General features: G+C 38.4%; 32 protein-coding genes. 2 read left to right on the top strand and 30 right to left on the bottom strand.

From position 1 onward, the window contains the following. The first annotated feature begins 92 nt into the window (after window positions 1–92). Window positions 93–1,829 (top strand): GMC family oxidoreductase, encoded by a 1,737-nt coding sequence (locus tag FFJ24_RS17400; RefSeq protein WP_138818412.1) that lies wholly within the window; start codon window positions 93–95, stop codon window positions 1,827–1,829. A gap of 11 nt (window positions 1,830–1,840) precedes the next feature. Then, entirely contained in the window at window positions 1,841–2,473 is a 633-nt protein-coding gene (locus tag FFJ24_RS17405; RefSeq protein WP_138818413.1) for a gluconate 2-dehydrogenase subunit 3 family protein, read from the top strand. 270 nt (window positions 2,474–2,743) lie between these two features. Here FFJ24_RS17405 and FFJ24_RS17410 read toward each other — a convergent pair whose 3' ends face one another. From FFJ24_RS17410 to rplC, 30 genes are all read right to left on the bottom strand, one after another. After that, complete coding sequence (locus tag FFJ24_RS17410) at window positions 2,744–5,713, bottom strand: glycoside hydrolase domain-containing protein (protein WP_138818414.1); 2,970 nt, start codon at window positions 5,711–5,713, stop codon at window positions 2,744–2,746. Between the two features lie 329 nt (window positions 5,714–6,042). Beyond that, complete coding sequence (gene rplQ, locus FFJ24_RS17415) at window positions 6,043–6,567, bottom strand: 50S ribosomal protein L17 (protein ID WP_138818415.1); 525 nt, start codon at window positions 6,565–6,567, stop codon at window positions 6,043–6,045. 94 nt (window positions 6,568–6,661) lie between these two features. After that, a complete protein-coding gene (locus tag FFJ24_RS17420) occupies window positions 6,662–7,654 on the bottom strand; it encodes a DNA-directed RNA polymerase subunit alpha (RefSeq protein ID WP_025145205.1) in 993 nt (330 codons plus the stop codon). A gap of 85 nt (window positions 7,655–7,739) precedes the next feature. Next, entirely contained in the window at window positions 7,740–8,348 is a 609-nt protein-coding gene (gene rpsD, locus FFJ24_RS17425) for a 30S ribosomal protein S4 (protein ID WP_029282720.1), read from the bottom strand. Between the two features lie 61 nt (window positions 8,349–8,409). Then, window positions 8,410–8,799 carry a 30S ribosomal protein S11 gene (rpsK, locus tag FFJ24_RS17430; RefSeq protein WP_010599885.1) on the bottom strand — a complete coding sequence of 130 codons (390 nt, stop codon included), beginning with the start codon at window positions 8,797–8,799 and terminating at the stop codon, window positions 8,410–8,412. A gap of 152 nt (window positions 8,800–8,951) precedes the next feature. Next, window positions 8,952–9,329, bottom strand: coding sequence for a 30S ribosomal protein S13 (gene rpsM, locus FFJ24_RS17435; RefSeq protein WP_010599886.1), 378 nt, complete (start codon window positions 9,327–9,329; stop codon window positions 8,952–8,954). 68 nt (window positions 9,330–9,397) lie between these two features. Further along, window positions 9,398–9,514, bottom strand: coding sequence for a 50S ribosomal protein L36 (gene rpmJ, locus FFJ24_RS17440; protein WP_010599887.1), 117 nt, complete (start codon window positions 9,512–9,514; stop codon window positions 9,398–9,400). Window position 9,515: 1 nt separating this feature from the next. Next, entirely contained in the window at window positions 9,516–9,734 is a 219-nt protein-coding gene (gene infA / locus FFJ24_RS17445; RefSeq protein ID WP_010599888.1) for a translation initiation factor IF-1, read from the bottom strand. Between the two features lie 71 nt (window positions 9,735–9,805). Next, a complete protein-coding gene (gene map / locus FFJ24_RS17450; protein ID WP_138818416.1) occupies window positions 9,806–10,591 on the bottom strand; it encodes a type I methionyl aminopeptidase in 786 nt (261 codons plus the stop codon). Window positions 10,592–10,599: 8 nt separating this feature from the next. Continuing rightward, window positions 10,600–11,940, bottom strand: coding sequence for a preprotein translocase subunit SecY (gene secY, locus FFJ24_RS17455; protein ID WP_121283861.1), 1,341 nt, complete (start codon window positions 11,938–11,940; stop codon window positions 10,600–10,602). Window positions 11,941–11,947: 7 nt separating this feature from the next. After that, window positions 11,948–12,394: a 50S ribosomal protein L15 gene (gene rplO / locus FFJ24_RS17460; RefSeq protein WP_025145210.1), complete on the bottom strand. Its 447-nt coding sequence runs from the start codon at window positions 12,392–12,394 to the stop codon at window positions 11,948–11,950. A gap of 103 nt (window positions 12,395–12,497) precedes the next feature. Next, complete coding sequence (gene rpmD / locus FFJ24_RS17465; RefSeq protein WP_010599892.1) at window positions 12,498–12,677, bottom strand: 50S ribosomal protein L30; 180 nt, start codon at window positions 12,675–12,677, stop codon at window positions 12,498–12,500. Window positions 12,678–12,681: 4 nt separating this feature from the next. Next, a complete protein-coding gene (gene rpsE, locus FFJ24_RS17470) occupies window positions 12,682–13,200 on the bottom strand; it encodes a 30S ribosomal protein S5 (RefSeq protein WP_010599893.1) in 519 nt (172 codons plus the stop codon). 17 nt (window positions 13,201–13,217) lie between these two features. Next, complete coding sequence (gene rplR, locus FFJ24_RS17475; RefSeq protein WP_090501109.1) at window positions 13,218–13,571, bottom strand: 50S ribosomal protein L18; 354 nt, start codon at window positions 13,569–13,571, stop codon at window positions 13,218–13,220. Between the two features lie 5 nt (window positions 13,572–13,576). After that, window positions 13,577–14,134, bottom strand: a complete 558-nt coding sequence (gene rplF, locus FFJ24_RS17480; RefSeq protein ID WP_090501107.1) for a 50S ribosomal protein L6 — start codon at window positions 14,132–14,134, stop codon at window positions 13,577–13,579. A gap of 18 nt (window positions 14,135–14,152) precedes the next feature. Then, window positions 14,153–14,551, bottom strand: a complete 399-nt coding sequence (gene rpsH, locus FFJ24_RS17485; protein WP_010599896.1) for a 30S ribosomal protein S8 — start codon at window positions 14,549–14,551, stop codon at window positions 14,153–14,155. A 179-nt stretch (window positions 14,552–14,730) separates the two neighbouring features. Beyond that, the gene (gene rpsN, locus FFJ24_RS17490; protein WP_025145214.1) at window positions 14,731–15,000 is read right to left on the bottom strand and encodes a 30S ribosomal protein S14; all 270 of its coding nucleotides are present in this window, start codon (window positions 14,998–15,000) and stop codon (window positions 14,731–14,733) included. Continuing rightward, window positions 15,000–15,566 carry a 50S ribosomal protein L5 gene (gene rplE, locus FFJ24_RS17495; RefSeq protein ID WP_138818417.1) on the bottom strand — a complete coding sequence of 189 codons (567 nt, stop codon included), beginning with the start codon at window positions 15,564–15,566 and terminating at the stop codon, window positions 15,000–15,002. The genes rpsN and rplE overlap by 1 nt, the downstream gene beginning before the upstream one ends. Further along, a complete protein-coding gene (gene rplX / locus FFJ24_RS17500) occupies window positions 15,563–15,904 on the bottom strand; it encodes a 50S ribosomal protein L24 (RefSeq protein ID WP_138818418.1) in 342 nt (113 codons plus the stop codon). Before rplX ends, rplE begins: the two co-directional genes overlap by 4 nt. Before the next feature lies 1 nt (window position 15,905). Further along, complete coding sequence (rplN, locus tag FFJ24_RS17505; RefSeq protein ID WP_010599900.1) at window positions 15,906–16,274, bottom strand: 50S ribosomal protein L14; 369 nt, start codon at window positions 16,272–16,274, stop codon at window positions 15,906–15,908. Between the two features lies 1 nt (window position 16,275). Beyond that, window positions 16,276–16,530, bottom strand: coding sequence for a 30S ribosomal protein S17 (gene rpsQ / locus FFJ24_RS17510; RefSeq protein ID WP_010599901.1), 255 nt, complete (start codon window positions 16,528–16,530; stop codon window positions 16,276–16,278). Window positions 16,531–16,543: 13 nt separating this feature from the next. After that, window positions 16,544–16,756 carry a 50S ribosomal protein L29 gene (gene rpmC, locus FFJ24_RS17515; protein ID WP_025145217.1) on the bottom strand — a complete coding sequence of 71 codons (213 nt, stop codon included), beginning with the start codon at window positions 16,754–16,756 and terminating at the stop codon, window positions 16,544–16,546. A 73-nt stretch (window positions 16,757–16,829) separates the two neighbouring features. Then, window positions 16,830–17,252, bottom strand: coding sequence for a 50S ribosomal protein L16 (rplP, locus tag FFJ24_RS17520; RefSeq protein ID WP_010599903.1), 423 nt, complete (start codon window positions 17,250–17,252; stop codon window positions 16,830–16,832). 40 nt (window positions 17,253–17,292) lie between these two features. After that, window positions 17,293–18,138: a 30S ribosomal protein S3 gene (gene rpsC, locus FFJ24_RS17525; RefSeq protein WP_090501104.1), complete on the bottom strand. Its 846-nt coding sequence runs from the start codon at window positions 18,136–18,138 to the stop codon at window positions 17,293–17,295. Window positions 18,139–18,145: 7 nt separating this feature from the next. Continuing rightward, window positions 18,146–18,508, bottom strand: a complete 363-nt coding sequence (rplV, locus tag FFJ24_RS17530) for a 50S ribosomal protein L22 (protein WP_138818419.1) — start codon at window positions 18,506–18,508, stop codon at window positions 18,146–18,148. Between the two features lie 7 nt (window positions 18,509–18,515). Then, a complete protein-coding gene (gene rpsS / locus FFJ24_RS17535; protein ID WP_010599906.1) occupies window positions 18,516–18,782 on the bottom strand; it encodes a 30S ribosomal protein S19 in 267 nt (88 codons plus the stop codon). Continuing rightward, the gene (gene rplB / locus FFJ24_RS17540; protein WP_138818420.1) at window positions 18,782–19,606 is read right to left on the bottom strand and encodes a 50S ribosomal protein L2; all 825 of its coding nucleotides are present in this window, start codon (window positions 19,604–19,606) and stop codon (window positions 18,782–18,784) included. The genes rpsS and rplB overlap by 1 nt, the downstream gene beginning before the upstream one ends. Before the next feature lie 20 nt (window positions 19,607–19,626). Next, complete coding sequence (gene rplW, locus FFJ24_RS17545; RefSeq protein WP_025145221.1) at window positions 19,627–19,917, bottom strand: 50S ribosomal protein L23; 291 nt, start codon at window positions 19,915–19,917, stop codon at window positions 19,627–19,629. A gap of 1 nt (window position 19,918) precedes the next feature. Next, window positions 19,919–20,548, bottom strand: coding sequence for a 50S ribosomal protein L4 (gene rplD, locus FFJ24_RS17550; RefSeq protein ID WP_138818421.1), 630 nt, complete (start codon window positions 20,546–20,548; stop codon window positions 19,919–19,921). A gap of 4 nt (window positions 20,549–20,552) precedes the next feature. Beyond that, a complete protein-coding gene (gene rplC, locus FFJ24_RS17555) occupies window positions 20,553–21,170 on the bottom strand; it encodes a 50S ribosomal protein L3 (RefSeq protein WP_057932251.1) in 618 nt (205 codons plus the stop codon). Window positions 21,171–21,203 lie beyond the last annotated feature (33 nt).

A 21,203-nucleotide genomic window follows, 5' to 3' on the forward strand; every position in this document is an offset into this window, starting at 1 on the left:
CCATTATCTATATTGATTCCAAAGTAGCGCAACGCTTTTTTTTCAGAAAATTAAATTCTAGATTAGGATATTTAAATAGCTAATCACAATACATGAGTGACTTTCAGATAAAAAAATCGCCTACTGTTTATGATGCCATTGTTGTTGGCTCAGGAGCTGGAGGCGGGATGGCAGCCTATGTCCTGGCGCATGCTGGTCAAAAGGTTTTATTGCTTGAGGCTGGTCAAAATTTCGATCCACGATTAGATTCACATCAATTAAAATGGCCATGGGAGTCGCCACGCCGTGGGGCAGGCACTGTTCGTCCATTTGGTGATTTTGATGCTTCTTACGGAGGATGGGAATTAGAAGGCGAGCCTTATACCCAGAAAAACAAAAGCGAATTCGAATGGTTCCGTTCTCGCATGCTTGGTGGCCGTACCAATCACTGGGGAAGGATTTCTTTGCGGATGGGGCCTGACGATTTTAAACCTAAAGATGGTTTAACCGATGCATGGCCGATAACCTATGCTGACGTAAAACCATTTTACGATAAAGTTGACCGCATGATCGGTATTTACGGAACAGCTGAAGGTTTAGAAAATGAACCTGATGGCATCTTTATGAAACCACCTAAACCAAGGTTAAATGAGCTTTTCATTAAAAAAGGAGCAGAAAAAGCTGGGGTAAAGGTAATTACCGGTCGCGGCTCCGTATTAACCGAAGCTTTACCGAATAACAATGATCGCGCACCTTGTTTTTACTGTGGCCAATGCGGCAGAAGTTGTAAAGTTTATGGCGATTTTTCGTCCTCATCATGTCTGGTAAACCCGGCAGTAAAAACAGGGAACCTGACTGTGATTACCGATGCGATGGTACGCGAAGTGATTACGGATAAGGATGGTACGGCTAAAGGTGTTTCTTATGTGAACCGTAAAGATTTGCAAGAATACCAGGTAAACGGCAAACTGGTTATTTTAGGTGCCAGTGCCTGCGAATCTGCACGTATATTATTAAATTCAAAATCAACTTCACATCCAAATGGCCTGGCTAACAGCAGTGGCGTGGTTGGTAAGTACCTGCACGATTCTACCGGGGCAAGTGTTTCGGGATTCCTGCCACAATTGATGGATAGGAAACGTTATAATGAAGATGGTGTAGGCAGTGTGCACATTTATTCTCCGTGGTGGTTAGACAACAGGAAATTGAATTTCCCACGCGGTTACCATATCGAATATTGGGGCGGAATGGGTATGCCTGCTTACGGTTTTGGTGGTGGTGTGGCTCAAATGAACGGAATGGTGCCTGGCAGAGATGGTAAAATGAAAGAAGCGGGAGGTTATGGAAAATCATTAAAAGATGATTACCGCCGGTTTTATGGAACCGGTGTTGGCATGGCTGGCCGTGGTACTGCAATTGCCAGAGAAACTAACTATTGCGAAATCGACCCGAACACAGTAGATAAATATGGTATCCCTGTTTTAAGATTTAACTATAAATGGGACAAAGATGAAATTCTACAGGCTAAACACATGCAGGAAACCTTTCTTTCGATTATGAAAGAGATGGGGGCAGTAGTGACTTCCGAAATTCAAGGCGCAGATACCAATTATGGCTTACTCAACCCTGGAAAAATCATCCACGAAGTAGGTACCATCCGCATGGGTGATGATCCTAAAAAATCAGCGCTAAATAAATACTGCCAGGCACATGACTGTAAAAATCTATTTGTAGTAGATGCAGGACCGTTTGTGCAACAGGGTGACAAAAATGCCACCTGGACGATTTTAGCCCTTTCGATGCGTACTGCAGAATATATTTTAGCTCAAAAGAAAAAACAGAACATTTAAGAATTACCATAATGAACAGACGTGATTCACTAAAAGCACTAGGCTTAACAGCCATAAGCACAACCGTGTTGCTTGATGCCTGTAAGCAGCCCGAAACAAAAACCGAAGTTGCCGCACCAGAAGAAAGTGCAAAAGAAGCAGGGAGGGAGCAATGGGAACTAGACCGTGATAAAAACCTGAAATCAGAAACTTTTTTCACTAAACATGAAATGGCCACCATTACGGTTTTGGCCGATATCATTATTCCTAAGGACGAGGTTTCGGGCAGTGCATCCGATGCCAAAGTGCCAGAGTTTATCGAATTTATAGTAAAAGATATTCCTGAACATAAAGTACCTATGCGTGGCGGCCTGAAATGGCTGGACGTATACAGCTTTAATAAATTTCAAAAACCTTTTGTTGAAGCTTCGGCAGATCAGCAGATCTCGATCGTTGATGAAATTGCATACCCTAAAAAAGCCAGGCCAGAAATGCAGGCAGGCGTAACCTTTTTCAATAGAATGAGAAATTTAACGGCATCGGGTTTTTACACTACAGAAATGGGCGTAAAAGACATTGGTTATGTGGGTAATGCACCAAACCAATGGGCCGGTGTTCCTGCCGATGTACTGAAACAGTATGGTATGGAAAATGTGAAGATATAACAACGTTATTAAACGTAAAAGGTCAAGTTAAAAACTTGACCTTTTTTATTGATTCGTGTGGTTCGTGGGGGAAACAAAACCACGGCGCATGGAAAATGTGAAGATATAATTTCTAAAAAAATCGTCATCTCGACTGGAGCACAGCGGAATGGAGAGATCTACCTAGACAGATTTTTTGACTGCATTGCACTCCGCTCGAAATGACGGTAAAAATATTATCTTTAACAGAAATTACGTGGCTCGTGAAGACACAAACCTTGACAAATAAAATTACTCCACTATCAAAATCAAACCTTTTCCTTTTTCAACAGGAACCGATTCACCTTCAGGGTAACTTCCTGCAGTTTGAAATTTATCAATTGCAGGAGCAGTAATTTTTATTTTAGATGCATCTAAACCAAGCTTAGCCCAATCAATAGCTAAATTAACCTTAGTATCTCCTTCTGCCCAGCTAGCCAAAGCAATCATCGTTTTACCTTTTTGTTTGTAAACCGTTGCCAATACTTTTGGGTTATCAGTTTTAACCGGACAGTTTTCGCTCCAGTAACCAATCATTTCAGATCCTTTAATACCGAAGTTATCCCAGGCTTTCCACAGCGGTTTTGGATCGCTTTTCTCCGACCAGCCCAAACGGCTTGTCATGCCATAAATCATGCCGCGCCAAGGGTTTCCATCATCCTGCAACATCTCACCCATTAAACCGAACGGAATGCCGCTTACTTCTGTTAAAAAGAAATCGGGATTGTTTTTCTGGTAATCGAAATATTCGCCAAACCATAAACGGTTCAGGTAAGGGAAATGCTCCAGGTATAAAATGGCGCTATTGTTAAAACCATCACTTTTATTGTATTGATTTGCTGAATGCAGATCGATAATGCCCGGATGGTTATGCTGTGTCAGCACACGTTTAATCCGCTTCATGGTTACGCGATCGAAGGCCACATCGTCTAAATAAACCCCATCAATGCCAACATTATTTACCAGCCAGTTCATGCCCTCTACATAATAATTATGCCAACGGTTCATTCCACTGTTAATTACAGCAGCATCTTTAATTTCAGGCACAAACCAGGCTGCAATATAGTTCGAATCTAAATGTTCCTGTAACCAGCTAAAACCACCGCCATTACCTGGAGAATATACTTCGGCACCTAAACTCCGTAAAGCAGGCCACTCGTATGCATGATTAGATAATTCTCGAACAGTGTTATAAATTTTCACTTTTAATCCTTTTGAATGTGCATTATCAATATAACCTTTCATCTTTTTCCACTCAATAAATGGATAGTTGATCCAGGGATTAATCGGTGTAGCATGGTGAATGTTCACTACGGTTGCACCTGTCGATTTAATAGAATCTAAATCGCCATATTTATGATAAAAACGGTTGTCCCATTGAAAATCGGTGTTAAGTAAATGGAACGGTGTGATCAGTAAATTAAAATTGTAGTACAATACATCACCTTTTTTCATGCTTCTTGGCCCTGTAAAGTTATCGGCCAGCATCGAACTGCCTTTTACATTGATCTGGATCCCTCCTTTATACCCATTTCCCCACGATTTAGGCAACAATAAAGGCTTCTGAAGGTAGAAATTGGTGTTTAATGGCCTGATATAATTCTCATCTCTCAAGTTGTAATACAGGCCCGCATTCACGTTTCCGACCCATACTGCATCCTGGTTTTTATTGGCTACATCCCATTTCCATTTTACGGTATCTGGTCTAACACCACCTTTCTCTCCTAAACCCATCAAGTATTTAGTAGAACCCTTATCAAAAGGGATATGAAAATCAACATTGCTAAATTCAACATCTTTTAAGGCAGTAACCTTAACAACGTAATGCACATAACCATCAAACTCCAAAGCACCTTCTAAATCCATTTTCAAGTTTTCAGAGATGTTAGTCGCCGACCATTTTACTGTCCCAGCTTCTTTACTGGTAATCTGGAAATTACCTGGTGCAAATTTCTCCTGCGTTTTTGGTGTATTAAAAAAATGAAAGTGAATCGGCTCGGCCAGGATATTATTTGGTTTTTCTTTATAAGCGGTCATTTCAGCATTAAAGAAAGTCTGGATCTGCTTAGGAAAACCATCTGCATTGATTTCGAATTTTCTACCTAAAAGAGAAATTACATTACCTTCAACTGTTAAGGGCGTATAAGGAGCCACTACGGTATTAGCTTGCGCCATAGTAGAATTTAACCAGCTTAAACGGGTCTGTTTGTTTGGCATTCCTACCCCGGCATCAGCCAAAACTTCGTTACCAATAGTAATTCTGGCACCAATTACTTTAGCTTTTCCATTGGCTTTAACCGTGAATTTACCTGCATAAATACCAGGAGCTGTATTTTTAGGAATGTTAATTGTTATCCACATCGGTTGAATTTTACCGGAGGCCATATTTACCGTTTTAACCAATGGCTTGTTATCATAACTTATTCCATTCGTATTTAAACAGTTGATGTATTTCGAAGAGATTACTTTTCCGGTGGCAGTTTTTAGATCACCAAAGCTTACTGTCAGGTTATTTAGATCTTTCAAAGCAAATACGCCTAATTGTAGGGCATAATTTTCGCCTCTGCTTGCTGAACCTGTAAAAGTATTTGCAGCACCCTTTTGTATCCAACGATAAGGTAAATCATTCTGCATTTTAATTGGAAACATTCTGTCTTCGGGAAAAACGACAAAAGCTTCCGAAGCATGTTTGGCCTTTAATGCAGCTGTTTCTTTGCCTGTAGCAATTACTTCCATGGGATAAAAGGAGTTAAAAGCATCGATAGACTGGATCTCCTTCACAGCAGTGTTTACTTTAACTTTTTTCGCCCTATTTAACCAACTCTCATCAATTTGTTTAGGTTTAATATAAACGCCCTTTGGATAATTACTCCTCCCCTCATTTTTATAAGCGAGGTAATACACATAATATTTCCCAGCGCCAGAAGTTTCGAAATAAATATCCGCACTTTCTCTGGTTAGCTTATCCGTAACTACAAGCGAAACAGTTTTTCCATTGGCATCCTGAATGATGATCCCTTTTAATTCAGGATGTTCATCCCTCCTGCGCCAATCAATTTTTGCATGTGCGATTTTACCTGTGCCAGCAAATTGAACAACAGCCCTGTGATTACCCAAAGAATCAGGATTCCAGGCATTGTTACTATTGGTATATTTAAGTATTTGCGCATTAAGGGATAGTTGTCCGAATAAACAGAACAGTAGAACAAGCCTAAATTTCATGATCAATTTGTTTTAGGCTAATTTATGTATAGCAGAATGAAATAAGGCTATGTAATGAAAAAATGAGACAAACGTTTGATTGGTTTGGTTCATTGGTTCAATAGTTATTGGTTTTAAGGTATTGTCATTCTGAGCGCAGCGAAGAATCCCTTTGCTAATACCACAGAAAACTGGTATGTCTACAGATTTCAACTAGTCCAGGTTTTTTATCACCTTATTCAGGTCATCATTTCATGGCTTAAAGATTCTTCATTGCGTTCAGAATGACAGAAAACAAAAAAAGTCCTGCTCTTTCGAACAGGACTTTCGTATGCTTAAGGCGAATAAAATTATTCTCCTTTTGGTTCTTCAGTAGCAGGAGCTTCTTCAGCAGGAGCAACTTCTTCGGCAACTTCAGCTTTCGCTTCAGCAGCTTTAGGTGCAGCAGTAGCTTTACTTCTACCACGACGAGTTGTTTTCTTCTCTTCTTTAACTTCTACATCTTTACCGTAAACTGTATTGTAGTCTACCAATTCAATTAAAGCCATCTCAGCATTATCACCCTGACGATTGTTTAATTTAATGATACGAGTATAACCACCTGGACGGTTAGCAACTTTTTCAGCCACTTCACGGAACAAAATAGTGATTACTTCTTTATCCTGTAGGTAAGAGAAAACTGTACGACGTGAGTGAGTAGTGTCATTTTTCGCTTTAGTGATTAATGGCTCAACATAAGTACGTAAAGCTTTAGCTTTAGCTAAAGTTGTAGTAATTCTTTTTGCTTTAATAAGTGATGTAGCCATGTTAGCTAACATCGCTTTTCTGTGGCTGTCGGTTCTACCTAAGTGGTTTACTTTTTTACCGTGTCTCATTGTTTTTTGATTAAGTGTATACCGTCTCTGTCTCAGAGGGAATTATACACTGTGAACTAATAGTTTATTTCGCTTAGCGCGGAGCGCCATGCGCTTATTCTTCGTCTAACTTAAATTTAGACAGGTTCATACCAAATGATAAACCTTTTGATTTTACTAATTCCTGGATCTCTGTTAAAGATTTCTTACCGAAGTTTCTGAATTTTAACATATCAGCAACATCGTAAGAAACTAAATCAGCTAAAGTACGGATGTCAGCAGCTTTTAAGCAGTTTAATGCTCTAACTGAAAGATCCATATCTACCAATTCAGTTTTAAGGATTTTACGCATGTGTAAAATTTCCTCGTCAACTTCTTTAGTTTCTTCTTTAGCCTGAGATTCTAATACCAAATTCTCATCAGAGAATAACATAAAGTGCTGGATAAGGATCTTAGCCGCTTCTTTTAATGCTTCTTCCGGATGAATTGAACCGTCAGTAGAGATATCTAAAACCAATTTTTCATAATCCGTTTTTTGCTCAACACGAAAGTTTTCGATCGTGTATTTTACATTTTTCATTGGAGTATAAATCGAATCGATTGCGATTACACCTACAACAGCATCAGCAACTTTATTTTCTTCAGCAGGTACATAACCACGTCCTTTATTGATGGTTAATTCCACTTCCAAAGTAACAGATTTATCCATATTGCAAATTACATGCTCAGGGTTTAAAACTGTAAAGTTGTTAGAGAATTTAGTGATATCACCAGCTTTAAACTGATCTTGACCATTAACGATGATGAAAACTTTTTCAGAATCACCTGAATCACCTGTTTTCTTAAAACGAACTTGTTTTAAGTTTAAGATAATATCAGTTAAATCTTCTACAACACCTTTCATGGTAGAAAATTCGTGAGATACGCCTGAAAAACGAATAGTAGTAATAGCATAACCTTCTAACGAAGAAAGTAAAATTCTTCTTAAGGCATTACCAATTGTTACACCGAAACCGGGCTCTAAAGGACGAAATTCAAATGTGCCATCGAAATCGGTTGATTTCTGCATGATCACTTTGTCTGGTTTCTGAAATGCTAAAATTGCCATTTATATTTTTTTAAATTCGTTATTGAATATATAGTAATATGAAAAAAGTTAATTACCCTTTTGAGGTAATTAACCAGATCATTTATTACTTTGAGTACAACTCGATGATTAAGTTTTCCTTGATATTTTCAGGAATCTCATCACGTTGAGGGTAGGTTAAGAATTTACCGGTTAATTCACTGGCATTCCACTCTAACCAAGCAAACTTATTAATAGTTCTACCTGCAACTGAGTTACTAATTGATTCTAAAGATTTAGATTTTTCACGAACAGCAACCACATCACCAGCTTTTAACTGATATGAAGGGATATTTACAACTTCACCATTCACGGTAACGTGTTTATGGCTAACTAACTGGCGTGCACCAGAACGGGTTGTTGAAATACCTAAACGGTAAACTGTGTTATCTAAACGTGCCTCTAATAACTGAAGTAAGTTATCACCGGTGATACCAGCACGTGAAGATGCTTTTTTAAATAAGTTACTGAATTGTTTTTCCAATACACCATAAGTGTATTTTACTTTTTGTTTCTCCATTAACTGGATAGCATATTCAGATTGTTTTCCTCTTCTTTTAGATGAGCCATGTTGCCCAGGAGGATAATTTTTTCTGTCTAACACTTTATCAGGACCGAAGATTGGTTCTCTGAATTTACGTGCAATTTTTGATTTTGGGCCTGTATATCTTGCCATTTTTTTTCTGTTTTAAAGTATCATCCAACCTGAAGCTGGAGATTCTTAGCTTTAAAATTAATTAAACTCTTCTCTTTTTAGGAGGACGACATCCGTTGTGAGGAAGTGGAGTAATATCTTTAATAGATGTTACCTCGATACCTGCTACTTGCAAAGTTCTGATTGCAGATTCACGACCTGAACCCGGACCTTTTACAAATACTTCAACTTTACGTAAACCTAAATCAAACGCAACTTTACCACAATCTGAAGCTGCCTGACCAGCTGCATAAGGGGTGTTCTTTTTAGAACCTTTAAAGCCCATTTTACCAGCAGAAGACCATGAAATAGTTTGTCCGTTGTTGTTTGTTAAGGTAACGATGATGTTGTTGAAGGTAGCATTGATATGCGCCTGACCAACAGGCTCAATTACAACGATACGTTTTTTTGTTACTTTTTTACTCTTAGCCATTTTATCTTTTAGATTTTAGATATGAGACTTGAGATATGAGACTTTCTCTACCCCGATACTCAGTATCCTACTTTTTCTCTTTTATTCCAGATTTGAGCAGATTTTAAAGACATGGTGCTCATATCTAAAATCTCACTTCTCCTATCTATCTATTACTTAGTAGCTTTTTTCTTGTTAGCAACTGTTTTTCTCTTACCCTTACGAGTACGTGAGTTGTTTTTAGTACGCTGACCACGAGAAGGTAAACCTTTTCTGTGACGTAAACCACGGTAACAACCAATATCCATTAAACGTTTGATGTTTAACTGAACCTCTGAGCGTAAAGCACCTTCTACTTTAATCTCATCGTTAATCATTGTACGGATTGCTGATAACTCATCATCAGACCAGTCTTGTACTTTTTTGTTTAAATCGATACCTGCCGTAGTTAAAATACGTTGAGCAGTTGTTCTACCAATTCCGTAGATATAGGTTAAACCGATCTCTCCTCTTTTGTTTCTTGGTAAATCAATACCTGAAATCCTTGCCATATTTATTTATGTTTTAAGTAATTCCGAACGGCGGGCCACCGTTGTGCGGTTGATTACAATATTCTTAATTACCCTTGACGTTGCTTGTATTTAGGATTTTTCTTGTTGATTACGTAAAGTTTTCCTTTACGGCGAATAATCTTGCAATCAGCGCTACGCTTTTTAATTGATGATCTAACTTTCATTTTATTTGTATCTATAAGTAATGCGTCCTTTTGTTAAATCATAAGGAGACATTTCCAATTTAACTTTATCTCCAGGAAGAATTTTGATGTAGTGCATCCTCATCTTTCCTGAAATATGCGCAATAATCTCATGCCCGTTCTCGAGTTCTACCCGGAACATTGCATTGGATAATGCTTCTCTTATTACTCCGTCTTGTTCAATTGAGGCTTGTTTAGCCATATTTTATTGATTGTTACTTAATTAGCTGCTTCTAAACAGGGTTGCAAAATTAAATAAAAAATTTTAATTATTTATTTTTTTTGTTGTAAAACTTCTTCTATTATAGAAAACGTTGATAAAACATCTGCTTTGCCCTTTTTTACGGCTACTGTGTGTTCAAAATGTGCCGATGGCTTATTGTCTTTACTGGTTACCGTCCACCCATCGTTATGGAATTTAACACCGGCTATGCCTGCATTGATCATGGGTTCTATCGCAATTACCATCCCTTCTTCAAGTTTTGGTCCTGCACCACGTTTCCCATAATTCGGAACTTCTGGCTTCTCATGAAGTTTTACACCAACACCATGTCCTACAAGTTCTCTTACTACGCCAAATCCATTAGCTTCTGCATACTGCTGAACAGCGAAACCGATATCACCGATACGCATACCAACAACAGCTTTTTCTATACCCAATTCCAGGCAACGTTTAGTAACCTCAACCAACTTCTGTTTTTCTGCATCAATTTCCCCGATAGAGAAAGTGTAAGCAGAATCGCCAAAATAATTGTTTTTAATTACCCCACAATCAACCGAAATTAAGTCGCCCTCCTTGATTACGTATTCGCCTGGAAAACCATGAACAACTTGCTCATTTGGCGAAATACATAAAGAATTAGGGAAACCATTATAGTTTAAAAATGCCGGAATCGCTCCGTGGTCACTTATAAACTCATAGGCTAGTTTATCTAACTGGATAGTAGTCATGCCTGCTTTTATCACTTTCGCCACTTCGGCTAAAGTTTTAGAAACAAGCATGGAACTTTCTCTTATTAACTCGATCTCCTCAAGAGATTTGTAATAAATTTTAGACATCCGTTACACTACAACGCTGCGTTGCTACTTGCAGCAGGAACTCCTGTTCTGCCAGTAACTCTACCCGTTTTCATCAAACCATCATAATGGCGCATCAATAAATAACTTTCGATCTGCTGTAAAGTATCCAATACAACACCCACTAAAATCAATAAAGAAGTACCACCGAAGAAGTGCGCAAACTCTTGTTTAATACCAAACTTAACTGCTAAAGAAGGTAAAATAGCAATGATCGCTAAAAATACTGCACCTGGGAAAGTGATTTTAGAAATTACATCGTCAATAAAAGTTGATGTTGCAAAACCTGGCTTAATACCTGGGATAAAACCACCGTTTTTCTTCATATCATCACTCATCTGAGTTGGATTAACTGTAATGGCAGTATAGAAGAAAGTAAATGCGATAATTAAAAATGCGAACGTTAAGCTATAAGCCAACGAAGTTGTGTTACTGAACTGGATTAACCAAGAACCTTGTAATGAAGGAACAAACTGCATTAAAGCACCTGGAATGAACATTAACGCCTGAGCAAAAATGATCGGCATCACACCAGCAGCATTAACCTTTAAAGGAATGTACTGACGAACACCACCAAACTGGCGGTTACCAACAATTTTCTTAGCGTATTGTACAGGTACTTTACGTACACCTTGAACAATTAAAATGGTAAACATTACCACCGCAAATAAAGCAACGATCTCTAAAACCAATGCAACAGGGCCTCCACCTTCACTAGATGAGCCTACACGCGCACTAAATTCTTGAGAAATTGCAACAGGTAAACGGGCAATAATACCAACCATGATGATTAGTGATGTACCGTTACCAATACCTTTATCTGTAATTTTTTCACCTAACCACATTACAAATAATGTACCTGCTGTTAATACAAATGTAGATAACACTAAAAATAAAGTATTTGGCAACAAAATAGCTTCTGCAGGAACTTGCGTTTTAACGTAACCAACAGATTGAACGATTGTGATCGCTACCGTAAGGTAACGGGTAATCTGGTTCATTTTCTTTCTACCACTTTCGCCCTCTTTCTGCATTTTTTGGAAAGAAGGAACAGCAATACCCAATAGTTGCACCACGATGGATGCAGAGATATAAGGCATTACCCCCAATGCTAAAATAGACACACGAGAGAAAGAACCTCCGGCAAACATATCTAGTAAGCCTAAGATTCCTGATTTTTCGTTATTGCCTAAAGCAGTTGGATCTACACCTGGTAAAACCACGTGAGATACGAAACGGTATACCAAAAGAATTAAGAGCGTAAACAATATACGCTCTTTTAATTCCTGAATTTTCCAGATATTACTTAAAGTAGTAAATAGCTTCTTCATTTAATAATTACAATTTTACAATAGAACCACCTGCAGCTTCAATAGCTTTTTGTGCGGTTGCAGAGAACGCATGTGCTGTAATTTCCAGCTTTGCTTTAACTTCACCACGACCTAAAATTTTAACTAAGTCGTTTTTAGAAGCTAAACCATGTGCTTGTAAAGCAGCAAAATCGATAGTTGTTAAGCTGTGTTTTTCAGCTAAAGCTTGTAAAACATCTAAGTTTACACCAACATACTCAGTACGGTTGATTGGTTTGAAACCAACCTTAGGCACACGACGTTGTAAAGGCATTTGACCACCTTCAAAACCGATTTTGGTTTTGTGACCTGAACGAGAACCCGCACCTTTGTGACCACGGGTTGAAGTACCGCCACGACCAGAACCTGTACCACGACCAATTCTTTTGCTGTTTTTTGTAGAACCTACTGCAGGTTTTAAATTACTTAAATTCATCTTTTTGAATTTGTGTTGCCCTTCGCTTTCACTAAACAGGTACAACGATTAAACATATATAAAGGTAATACCGGTTTTAGCCAATATTACCTTTAAAACTTTATTAAATTGCTTCGATTGCTACCAAGTGGTTCACTTTGCGAACCATACCGATAATCTGTGGTGTAGCTTCAACCTCAACACTCTGGTTCATTTTAGATAAACCCAAAGCCTGAACGGTTCTTTTTTGGCGCTCGCTTCTGTCGATAACGCTTTTTACTTGTGTTATTTTGATCTTAGCCATGATATTATCCGTTAAATACTTTGTTTAAATCAATACCACGGGTTTGAGCTACTGTATAAGCATCGCGCATTTTAGTTAATGCATCAACAGTTGCTTTTACCACGTTGTGTGGGTTGGATGATCCTTTAGATTTTGCCAATACGTTGTGTACACCAGCACTCTCTAATACGGCACGCATCGCACCACCAGCAATTACTCCGGTACCTACTGCAGCTGGTTTGATTAAAACAAAACCACCTGAGAATTTACCGATTTGCTCGTGAGGAACAGTACCGTTTAAAATTGGAACTTTTACCAAATTCTTTTTAGCATCATCCACACCTTTAGCGATTGCTTCAGTTACCTCTTTCGCTTTACCTAAACCGAAACCAACAACACCGTTTTCATCACCTACAACAACAATTGCTGAGAAGCTGAAAGTACGGCCACCTTTGGTTACTTTGGCAACACGTTGTATACTAACCAAACGATCCTTTAATTCGATATCGGTGGTTTTTACTCTTTTTATATTAATAGTTGACATCTTACTTTTTCTTCAGATTAAAATACTAAACCAGCTTCGCGGGCACCCTCTGCCAACGATTTTACACGACCGTGGTATAAATAGCCATTTCTATCGAAAACAACTTCTTTAACACCTGCTGCAATTGCTTTTTCGGCAACTAATTTGCCTACTGCAACTGATTGGTCGCTCTTGTTTCCAGTACCAGTAAAATCTTTCGATAATGATGATGCTGATGCTATTGTTGTACCGGTTACATCGTTAATTACCTGCGCATAAATCCCTTTATTGCTTCTATATACAGATAACCTTGGACGTTCTTCTGAACCGGTAAGTCTTTTTCTGATCCCTTTTTTAATACGATCTCTTCTTGATAATTTTTTACCTGCCATGATTACTATTTTTTAGATGCTGATTTACCTGCTTTTCTTCTTAACACTTCACCTACAAACTTGATACCTTTACCTTTGTATGGCTCTGGTGCACGTAACGAACGGATTTTCGCTGCTACCTGACCGATCAATTGCTTGTCGGTACTCTCTAAAATGATTTTAGGAGTCTGACCTTTTTCTGATTGCGTAGTTACGGTAATTTCCGCTGGCAATTGGAATACATAATGGTGAGAATAACCTAAAACCAGATCTAATGTATTACCTGTGTTTGTAGCACGGTAACCAACACCTACTAATTCCTGAGTTAATTTATAACCTTCTGTAACACCAACAACCATGTTGTTAAGCAATGAGCGATATAAACCGTGTAATGCTTTGTGTTTCTTTTGATCTGATGGACGTTGAACTGTTAAAATTCCATCTTCCTGACTTACAGTGATATCTGAATCTACTGCTTGTGTTAATTCACCTTTTGGTCCTTTTACAGTTACTACGTTATCTTTTGATACGGTAATTGTAACACCTGCAGGGATTGTAATTGGGGCTTTTCCTATTCTTGACATTGTGCTGTTCTCCTAATATTAATAAACGTGACACAATACCTCACCACCAATGTTTAATTTGGCTGCTTCTTTATCGGTCATTACACCTTTAGAAGTAGATAAGATTGCGATACCTAAACCGTTTAATACTCTTGGCATATTTTCAACACCAGCATAGTTTCTCAAACCTGGTTTACTTACTCGCACTAATGTACGAATAGCAGGAACTTTAGTAATTGGATTGTATTTCAAAGCAATTTTAATAGTGCCTTGAACTGTAGTATCTTCAAACTTGTAGTTCGCGATGTAACCTTTGTCAAAAAGAACTTTAGTAATTTCTTTTTTAAGGTTTGATGCAGGAATTTCTACAACACGGTGGTTGGCCTTAATGGCATTCCTTACTCTTGTTAAATAATCTGCTATTGGATCTGTATTCATTTTTTATTGTTTTTGATAGTGGTTTCCTTCTGCTACCCAGCTGTGGGACCTGCTACCGGTTAAAATTCTTTTTTAGTAAGACATAAGTATCAAGTAATAAGATACAAGTATCAAGTCCAATATGGTCCTGATACTTGCTGCTCTATACTTGATACTGCAGTACTTGATACTATTCTATATTACCAGGATGCTTTTTTAACACCTGGTATTTTACCGTCTAGTGCCATCTGGCGGAATGTTACCCTTGAAATACCAAAGGTACGCATATATCCACGAGGACGACCAGTTAATTTACAACGGTTGTGTAAACGTACCGGAGATGAGTTTTTAGGTAATTTATCTAAACCCTCGAAATCTCCTGCAGCTTTTAATACTGCACGTTTTTCAGCGTATCTAGCTACCAATTTTTGGCGCTTAACTTCGCGTGCTTTTACACCTTCTTTTGCCATTATTCTGCTGTTTTTTGATTTTTAAATGGTAATCCGAATTGTTTCAATAACTCAAGAGCCTCAACGTCAGATTTTGCCGAAGTTACGAAAGTTATATCCATACCTAAAATTTTATTGATTTTATCGATATTAATCTCAGGAAAGATGATTTGTTCAGTAACACCTAATGTATAGTTACCTTTTCCATCAAATCCTTTATCATTAATACCTTTGAAATCACGGATACGAGGCAAAGCTACAGAGATCAAACGATCTAAGAACTCGTACATGTTGTTATCGCGTAAAGTAACACGTACACCTACCGGCATACCTTTACGTAATTTAAAGTTAGAGATATCTTTCTTTGAACTAGCCGGAACCGCTTGCTGACCAGTAATGGTAGTCAACTCAACGATAGTGGTATCCATAATTTTCTTATCTGTAACAGAAAAACGACCAACACCCTGATTGATACAGATTTTTTCCAATTTAGGAACCTGCATTACAGTTTTGTACTGAAATTTTTCTTTTAGTGCATTTACAACTTCTTCTTTGTATTTGCTTTTTAATCTTGGTGTAGCCATTATTTAATCTCCTCTCCTGAAATTTTAGCAACTCTAACTAACTTACCATCTGCGTTAAGTTTACGACCTACGCGGGTAGTTTTACCAGATTTTGGATCAACCAACATCAAGTTAGAAATGTGAAGAGCAGCTTCTTTTTTAATAATACCACCGTTTGGATTAGCAGCATTTGGTTTAGTATGCTTAGATACTAAGTTAATGCCTTCCACAATGGCTCTGTTTTTATCTATAAGTACTGAAAGTACTTTTCCTTGTTGACCTTTTGAATCGCCAGCAATGACTTTAACTAAATCTCCTGTGCGGATTTTAAGTTTTGATGGTGTATTTACTTTGTTTCCCATTTTATAATACCTCCGGTGCTAATGATACAATTTTCATGAATTGTTTTTCACGTAGTTCTCTCGCAACCGGGCCAAAGATACGTGTACCTCTTGGCTCATCCTGTGCGTTCAATAATACAGCAGCATTATCGTCAAAACGGATATAAGAACCATCTTTACGACGGATTTCTTTTTTAGTTCTTACAACAACTGCTTTAGAAACTGTACCTTTTTTAATGTTACCAGAAGGTAACGCGCTTTTTACGGTAACAACTACTTTATCACCAATTGAAGCATAACGTTTGCCGGTTCCACCTAGCACGCGAATTACTAATACTTCTTTTGCGCCACTGTTATCAGCAACGTTTAATCTTGATTCCTGTTGTACCATCTTATTTAGCTCTTTCTAAAATTTGTACCAATCTCCAGTTCTTGTTTTTACTCAAAGGACGAGTTTCCATAATCAATACAGTATCACCGATACCACATTCATTTTTCTCGTCGTGAGCCATAAATTTGGTAGTTTTCTTTACGAACTTACCATAAATCGGGTGTTTTACTTTACGTTCCACGCTCACTACAACAGATTTATCCATCTTGTTGCTTACCACTAACCCGGTTCTTGTTTTTCTTAATTGTCTTTCCATGTCGACTCTCAAATTATTTAGTTTCAGTAGCTGACTCAGTGTTTTTCACTTTAGTCAACTCAGTGTTTAAACGGGCTATGTCTTTCCTTACTTTTGCAATACGTGAAGGATTTTCGATAGCTGAAATAGTGTGAGCAAACTTCAATTTTGATAAGTTCTCTTTTTCTTCCGCAATCTTAGCTACTAATTCTTCTTTTGAAAGCCCTGTGATTTCTGAATTTTTCATTTTTCTTTTTCTTTTACGTTGAGTGTAGCGGTTATAATAAACAAGTATTTACAACATTCACCTCAACACTTTACTATGCTTCTACGTAATCTCTACGTACTACGAATTTGGTTTGGATCGGTAATTTCTGAGCGGCTAAACGCAATGCTTCTTTAGCAACTTCTAAAGGCACACCTTCAGCTTCGAAAATTACGCGTCCAGGTCTTACAACTGCTACCCAATACTCAGGAGCACCTTTACCTTTACCCATACGTACCTCAGCAGGTTTTTTAGTTACCGGTTTGTCCGGGAAGATCCTGATCCATACTTGGCCTTCACGTTTCATGAAACGAGTTACGGCAATACGGGCAGCCTCTATCTGACGACTTGTGATCCAAGTAGCTTCTAGAGATTTGATACCGAAAGATCCGAATGCTAACTCAGCTCCACGAGAAGCTAAACCCTTCATTCTGCCTTTTTGCATCTTCCTGAACTTCGTTCTTTTTGGCTGTAACATTTTATTTTGTTCTAATCGTTAAACGATGTTAATAAATCAATTATTTACGAGGACCTCTGTTAGCGCCTGCGCCACCACCTCTGTTTGCACCACCCTGGCCTGGACCACGACCACCGCCTTGGTTTCCACCACGTCTGTCGTTACCACCGCCACGGTTATCTCTTCCACCACCGCGGTTATCTCTTCCACCGAAAGCTGGCTTATCTGATGCGCCTTTTGGACCGTTGTTTGTTGCACCAATGTTTGGAGACAAATCACGTTTTCCATAAACCTCACCTTTACAGATCCAAACTTTAACACCTATTTTACCATAAGTAGTTAAGGCTTCAGCTAAAGCGTAGTCGATATCAGCACGGAATGTATGTAAAGGCACTCTTCCTTCTTTGTACTGCTCAGTACGTGCCATCTCAGCACCACCTAAACGACCAGAAGTCATGATTTTGATACCTTCAGCACCCATACGCATGGTTGATGCGATAGAAGATTTCATTGCTCTACGGAATGAGATCCTTGCTTCTAATTGTTTTGCAACACCTTCTGCAACTAATTGTGCATCAAGTTCCGGGCGTTTAATTTCAAAGATGTTAATTTGAATTTCCTTTTTAGTCAATTTCTTTAACTCTTCTTTGATTTTATCAACCTCAGCACCTGCTTTACCGATTACAATACCCGGACGAGCTGTGTGGATAGTAACTGTAATACGTTTTAACGTACGTTCGATTACCACTTTAGCAACACCGCCTTTTGCGATACGGGCAGAAAGGTATTTTCTTATTTTCTCATCTTCAACTAATTTATCGGAGTAGTTGTTGCCACCGAACCAGTTAGAATCCCATCCTTTGATAATTCCTAACCTGGCACCTATTGGATTTGCTTTTTGTCCCATTTCCTAATTAGTTTTGAGTTGTTTCTGTACTTTTACTATCTACAATCAGCGTTACGTGGTTAGAACGTTTACGAATTCTATATCCACGGCCCTGAGGAGCCGGACGTAAGCGTTTTAACTGACGGCCACCATCAACCATTACTGTTTTTACAAAAAGTTGGTTTTCTTCAGCAGTGGTACCTTCATTTTTAGCTTCCCAGTTTTTGATAGCAGATAATAATAATTTCTGAACTCTTATTGCTGCTTCTTTATTGGTAAACTTTAAAATGCTTAATGCTTTCTCAACACGTTCACCTCTGATAAGATCTACAACCAAACGCATCTTACGCGGTGAGGTTGGACAATTGTTTAATTTTGCTATTGCTTCCATTGTCTAATTATTTTTTCTTTTCAGCGTGTCCTCTGAATGTTCTGGTTGGAGCAAATTCTCCCAACTTGTGACCAACCATGTTTTCTGTAACGTACACAGGGATAAATTTATTTCCATTGTGTACAGCAAATGTATGATTCACGAAATCTGGTGATATCATTGATCTGCGAGACCAAGTTTTGATTACAGACTTTTTGCCTGAATCATTCATAGAGTTTACTTTTTTCTCTACGTTATGGTCAATATAAGGTCCTTTTTTTATCGAACGAGCCATTATTTCTTCCTTCTCTCTATGATGTAACGATTAGAATATTTTTTAAGTTCTCTGGTTTTGAAGCCTTTAGCTAAAACACCATTTCTTGAACGTGGGTGACCACCTGATGATCTACCTTCACCACCACCCATTGGGTGATCGACAGGGTTCATCGCTACCGGTCTAGTTCTCGGACGACGGCCCAACCAACGTTTACGACCTGCTTTACCTAATACTTCGTTTGCATGATCTGAGTTAGATACAGCACCGATAGTAGCAAGACAAGTAGTCAGGATTAAACGGGTTTCGCCTGAAGGCATTTTTAAAGTAGCATATTTACCATCGCGGGCAGCTAATTGTGCATAAGCACCTGCACTACGAGCCAATTGTGCTCCTTTTCCAGGGTGAATCTCCACATTGTGGATAATAGAACCTAATGGAATGTTCGATAATTTTAAAGTGTTACCTACTTCTGGTGATGCTGTGTCGCCCGACAATAATACCGAACCAACTTGCAATCCTTCAGGAGCGATGATATAACGCTTCTCGCCATCTGCATAGTATAATAATGCGATGCGGGCAGTACGGTTTGGATCGTATTCAACAGTAGCTACTGTTGCAGGAATATCGAATTTATCGCGTTTGAAGTCGATTAAACGATATGATTTTTTGTGACCACCGCCCATGTAGCGCATAGTCATTTTTCCTGTATTGTTACGTCCACCAGACTTTTTTGATGATACAACCAATGATTTTTCGGGCTTGGTTGCTGTAATCTCCGTAAAACTAGCACCAACTCTGAAGCGGGTACCTGGAGTAACTGGTTTAAATTTTCTTAAGCCCATAGTTATAATGAATTATTAAATTAAAGGGTTGCGTAATAATCTATTGTTTCGCCGTCTTTTAACGTTACGATTGCTTTTTTGTATTTCGGGCTACGGCCTGAAACAAAACCTGCTTTAGTGTAACGAGATTTAGCTTTTCCATCAACAACCATTGTGTTAACTGCAACGATAGTTACACCGTACAACTTTTCAATAGCAGCTTTGATTTGGATTTTGTTAGCCTTGTGGTTAACGCTAAATGTGAAACGGTTAGATTTCTCAGTTAAAGCTGAAGCTTTTTCGGTTAATATTGGTTTTTTTAAAATTTCCATATTATTTGGCAAACGCCTCCTCCAAAGTTTTAACAGAATCAGCAGTTAACACAAGTACACCAGCGTTTAATACATCATAAGTATTTAAATCTGCCGCCGAGATTACTTTAGTTTTCTGAATGTTTCTGCTTGATAAATAGATATTATTATTTTGCGCAGGTAAAACCAATAAAGTTTTCTGTGTACCCACGTTTAACGCAGTCAATAAACTGGTATAGTTTTTAGTTTTAGCTGTATCGAAGTTGAAATCTTCTACAATTACCACGTTGTTATCTTTGGCTTTATAAGCTAAAGCAGATTTACGTGCTAATGATTTTAATTTCTTGTTCAATTTAAAGCTATAATCACGTGGCTGAGGACCGAAAACACGACCACCACCGTTAAATAACGGAGATTTAATGCTACCTGCTCTTGCACCACCTGTACCTTTTTGTTTGTATAGTTTACGAGTTGAACCAGCAATCTCATTACGTTGTTTAGATTTGTGAGTACCTTGACGTTGATTAGCCAAATACTGTTTTACATCTAAATAAATCGCGTGGTCGTTAGGCTCGATACCAAATACCGATTCAGGAAGTTGCACCTTGGCACCTGTTTCTTTACCTGAAATGTTTAATACTTTAACTTCCATCTGATTACTTGTCTAAGATTACGTAAGAACCTTTAGCTCCTGGAATGGAACCACTAACTACTAATAAGTTTTGCTCAGCATAAACTTTCAAAACCTGTAGGTTCTGAATTTTTACCCTGTCTCCACCTGTTCTTCCTGCCATGCGCATTCCTTTGAATACACGTGATGGGAATGATGATGCTCCCAATGAACCTGGGGCACGTAAACGGTTATGCTGACCGTGAGTCTGCATACCAACACCGGCAAATCCGTGGCGTTTTACAACACCTTGAAAACCTTTACCTTTTGAGGTACCTACAACATCAACAAAATCGCCTTCTGCGAATGCGTCAACGGTTACTACATCACCTAAATTAAGTGAAGTTGTAAACGAATCGAATTCTACCAGCTTGCGTTTCGGAGTTGTGTTTGCTTTCGCGAAATGGCCTTTTAACGGTTGAGTTGTGTTTTTCTCTTTTTTCTCATCGTAACCCAGTTGGATTGATGAATACCCGTCTTTTTCTTCGGTCTTTACTTGTGTAACTACACAAGGCCCAGCCTCGATTACCGTACAAGGAATGTTTCTTCCTTCGGCATCAAAGATACTGGTCATTCCTACTTTTTTTCCAATAATTCCTGACATTTTATCTTTTCTTTTTAACACCCATCGAAGCAG

This window comes from Pedobacter sp. KBS0701 (assembly GCF_005938645.2).
Lineage (GTDB): Bacteria > Bacteroidota > Bacteroidia > Sphingobacteriales > Sphingobacteriaceae > Pedobacter.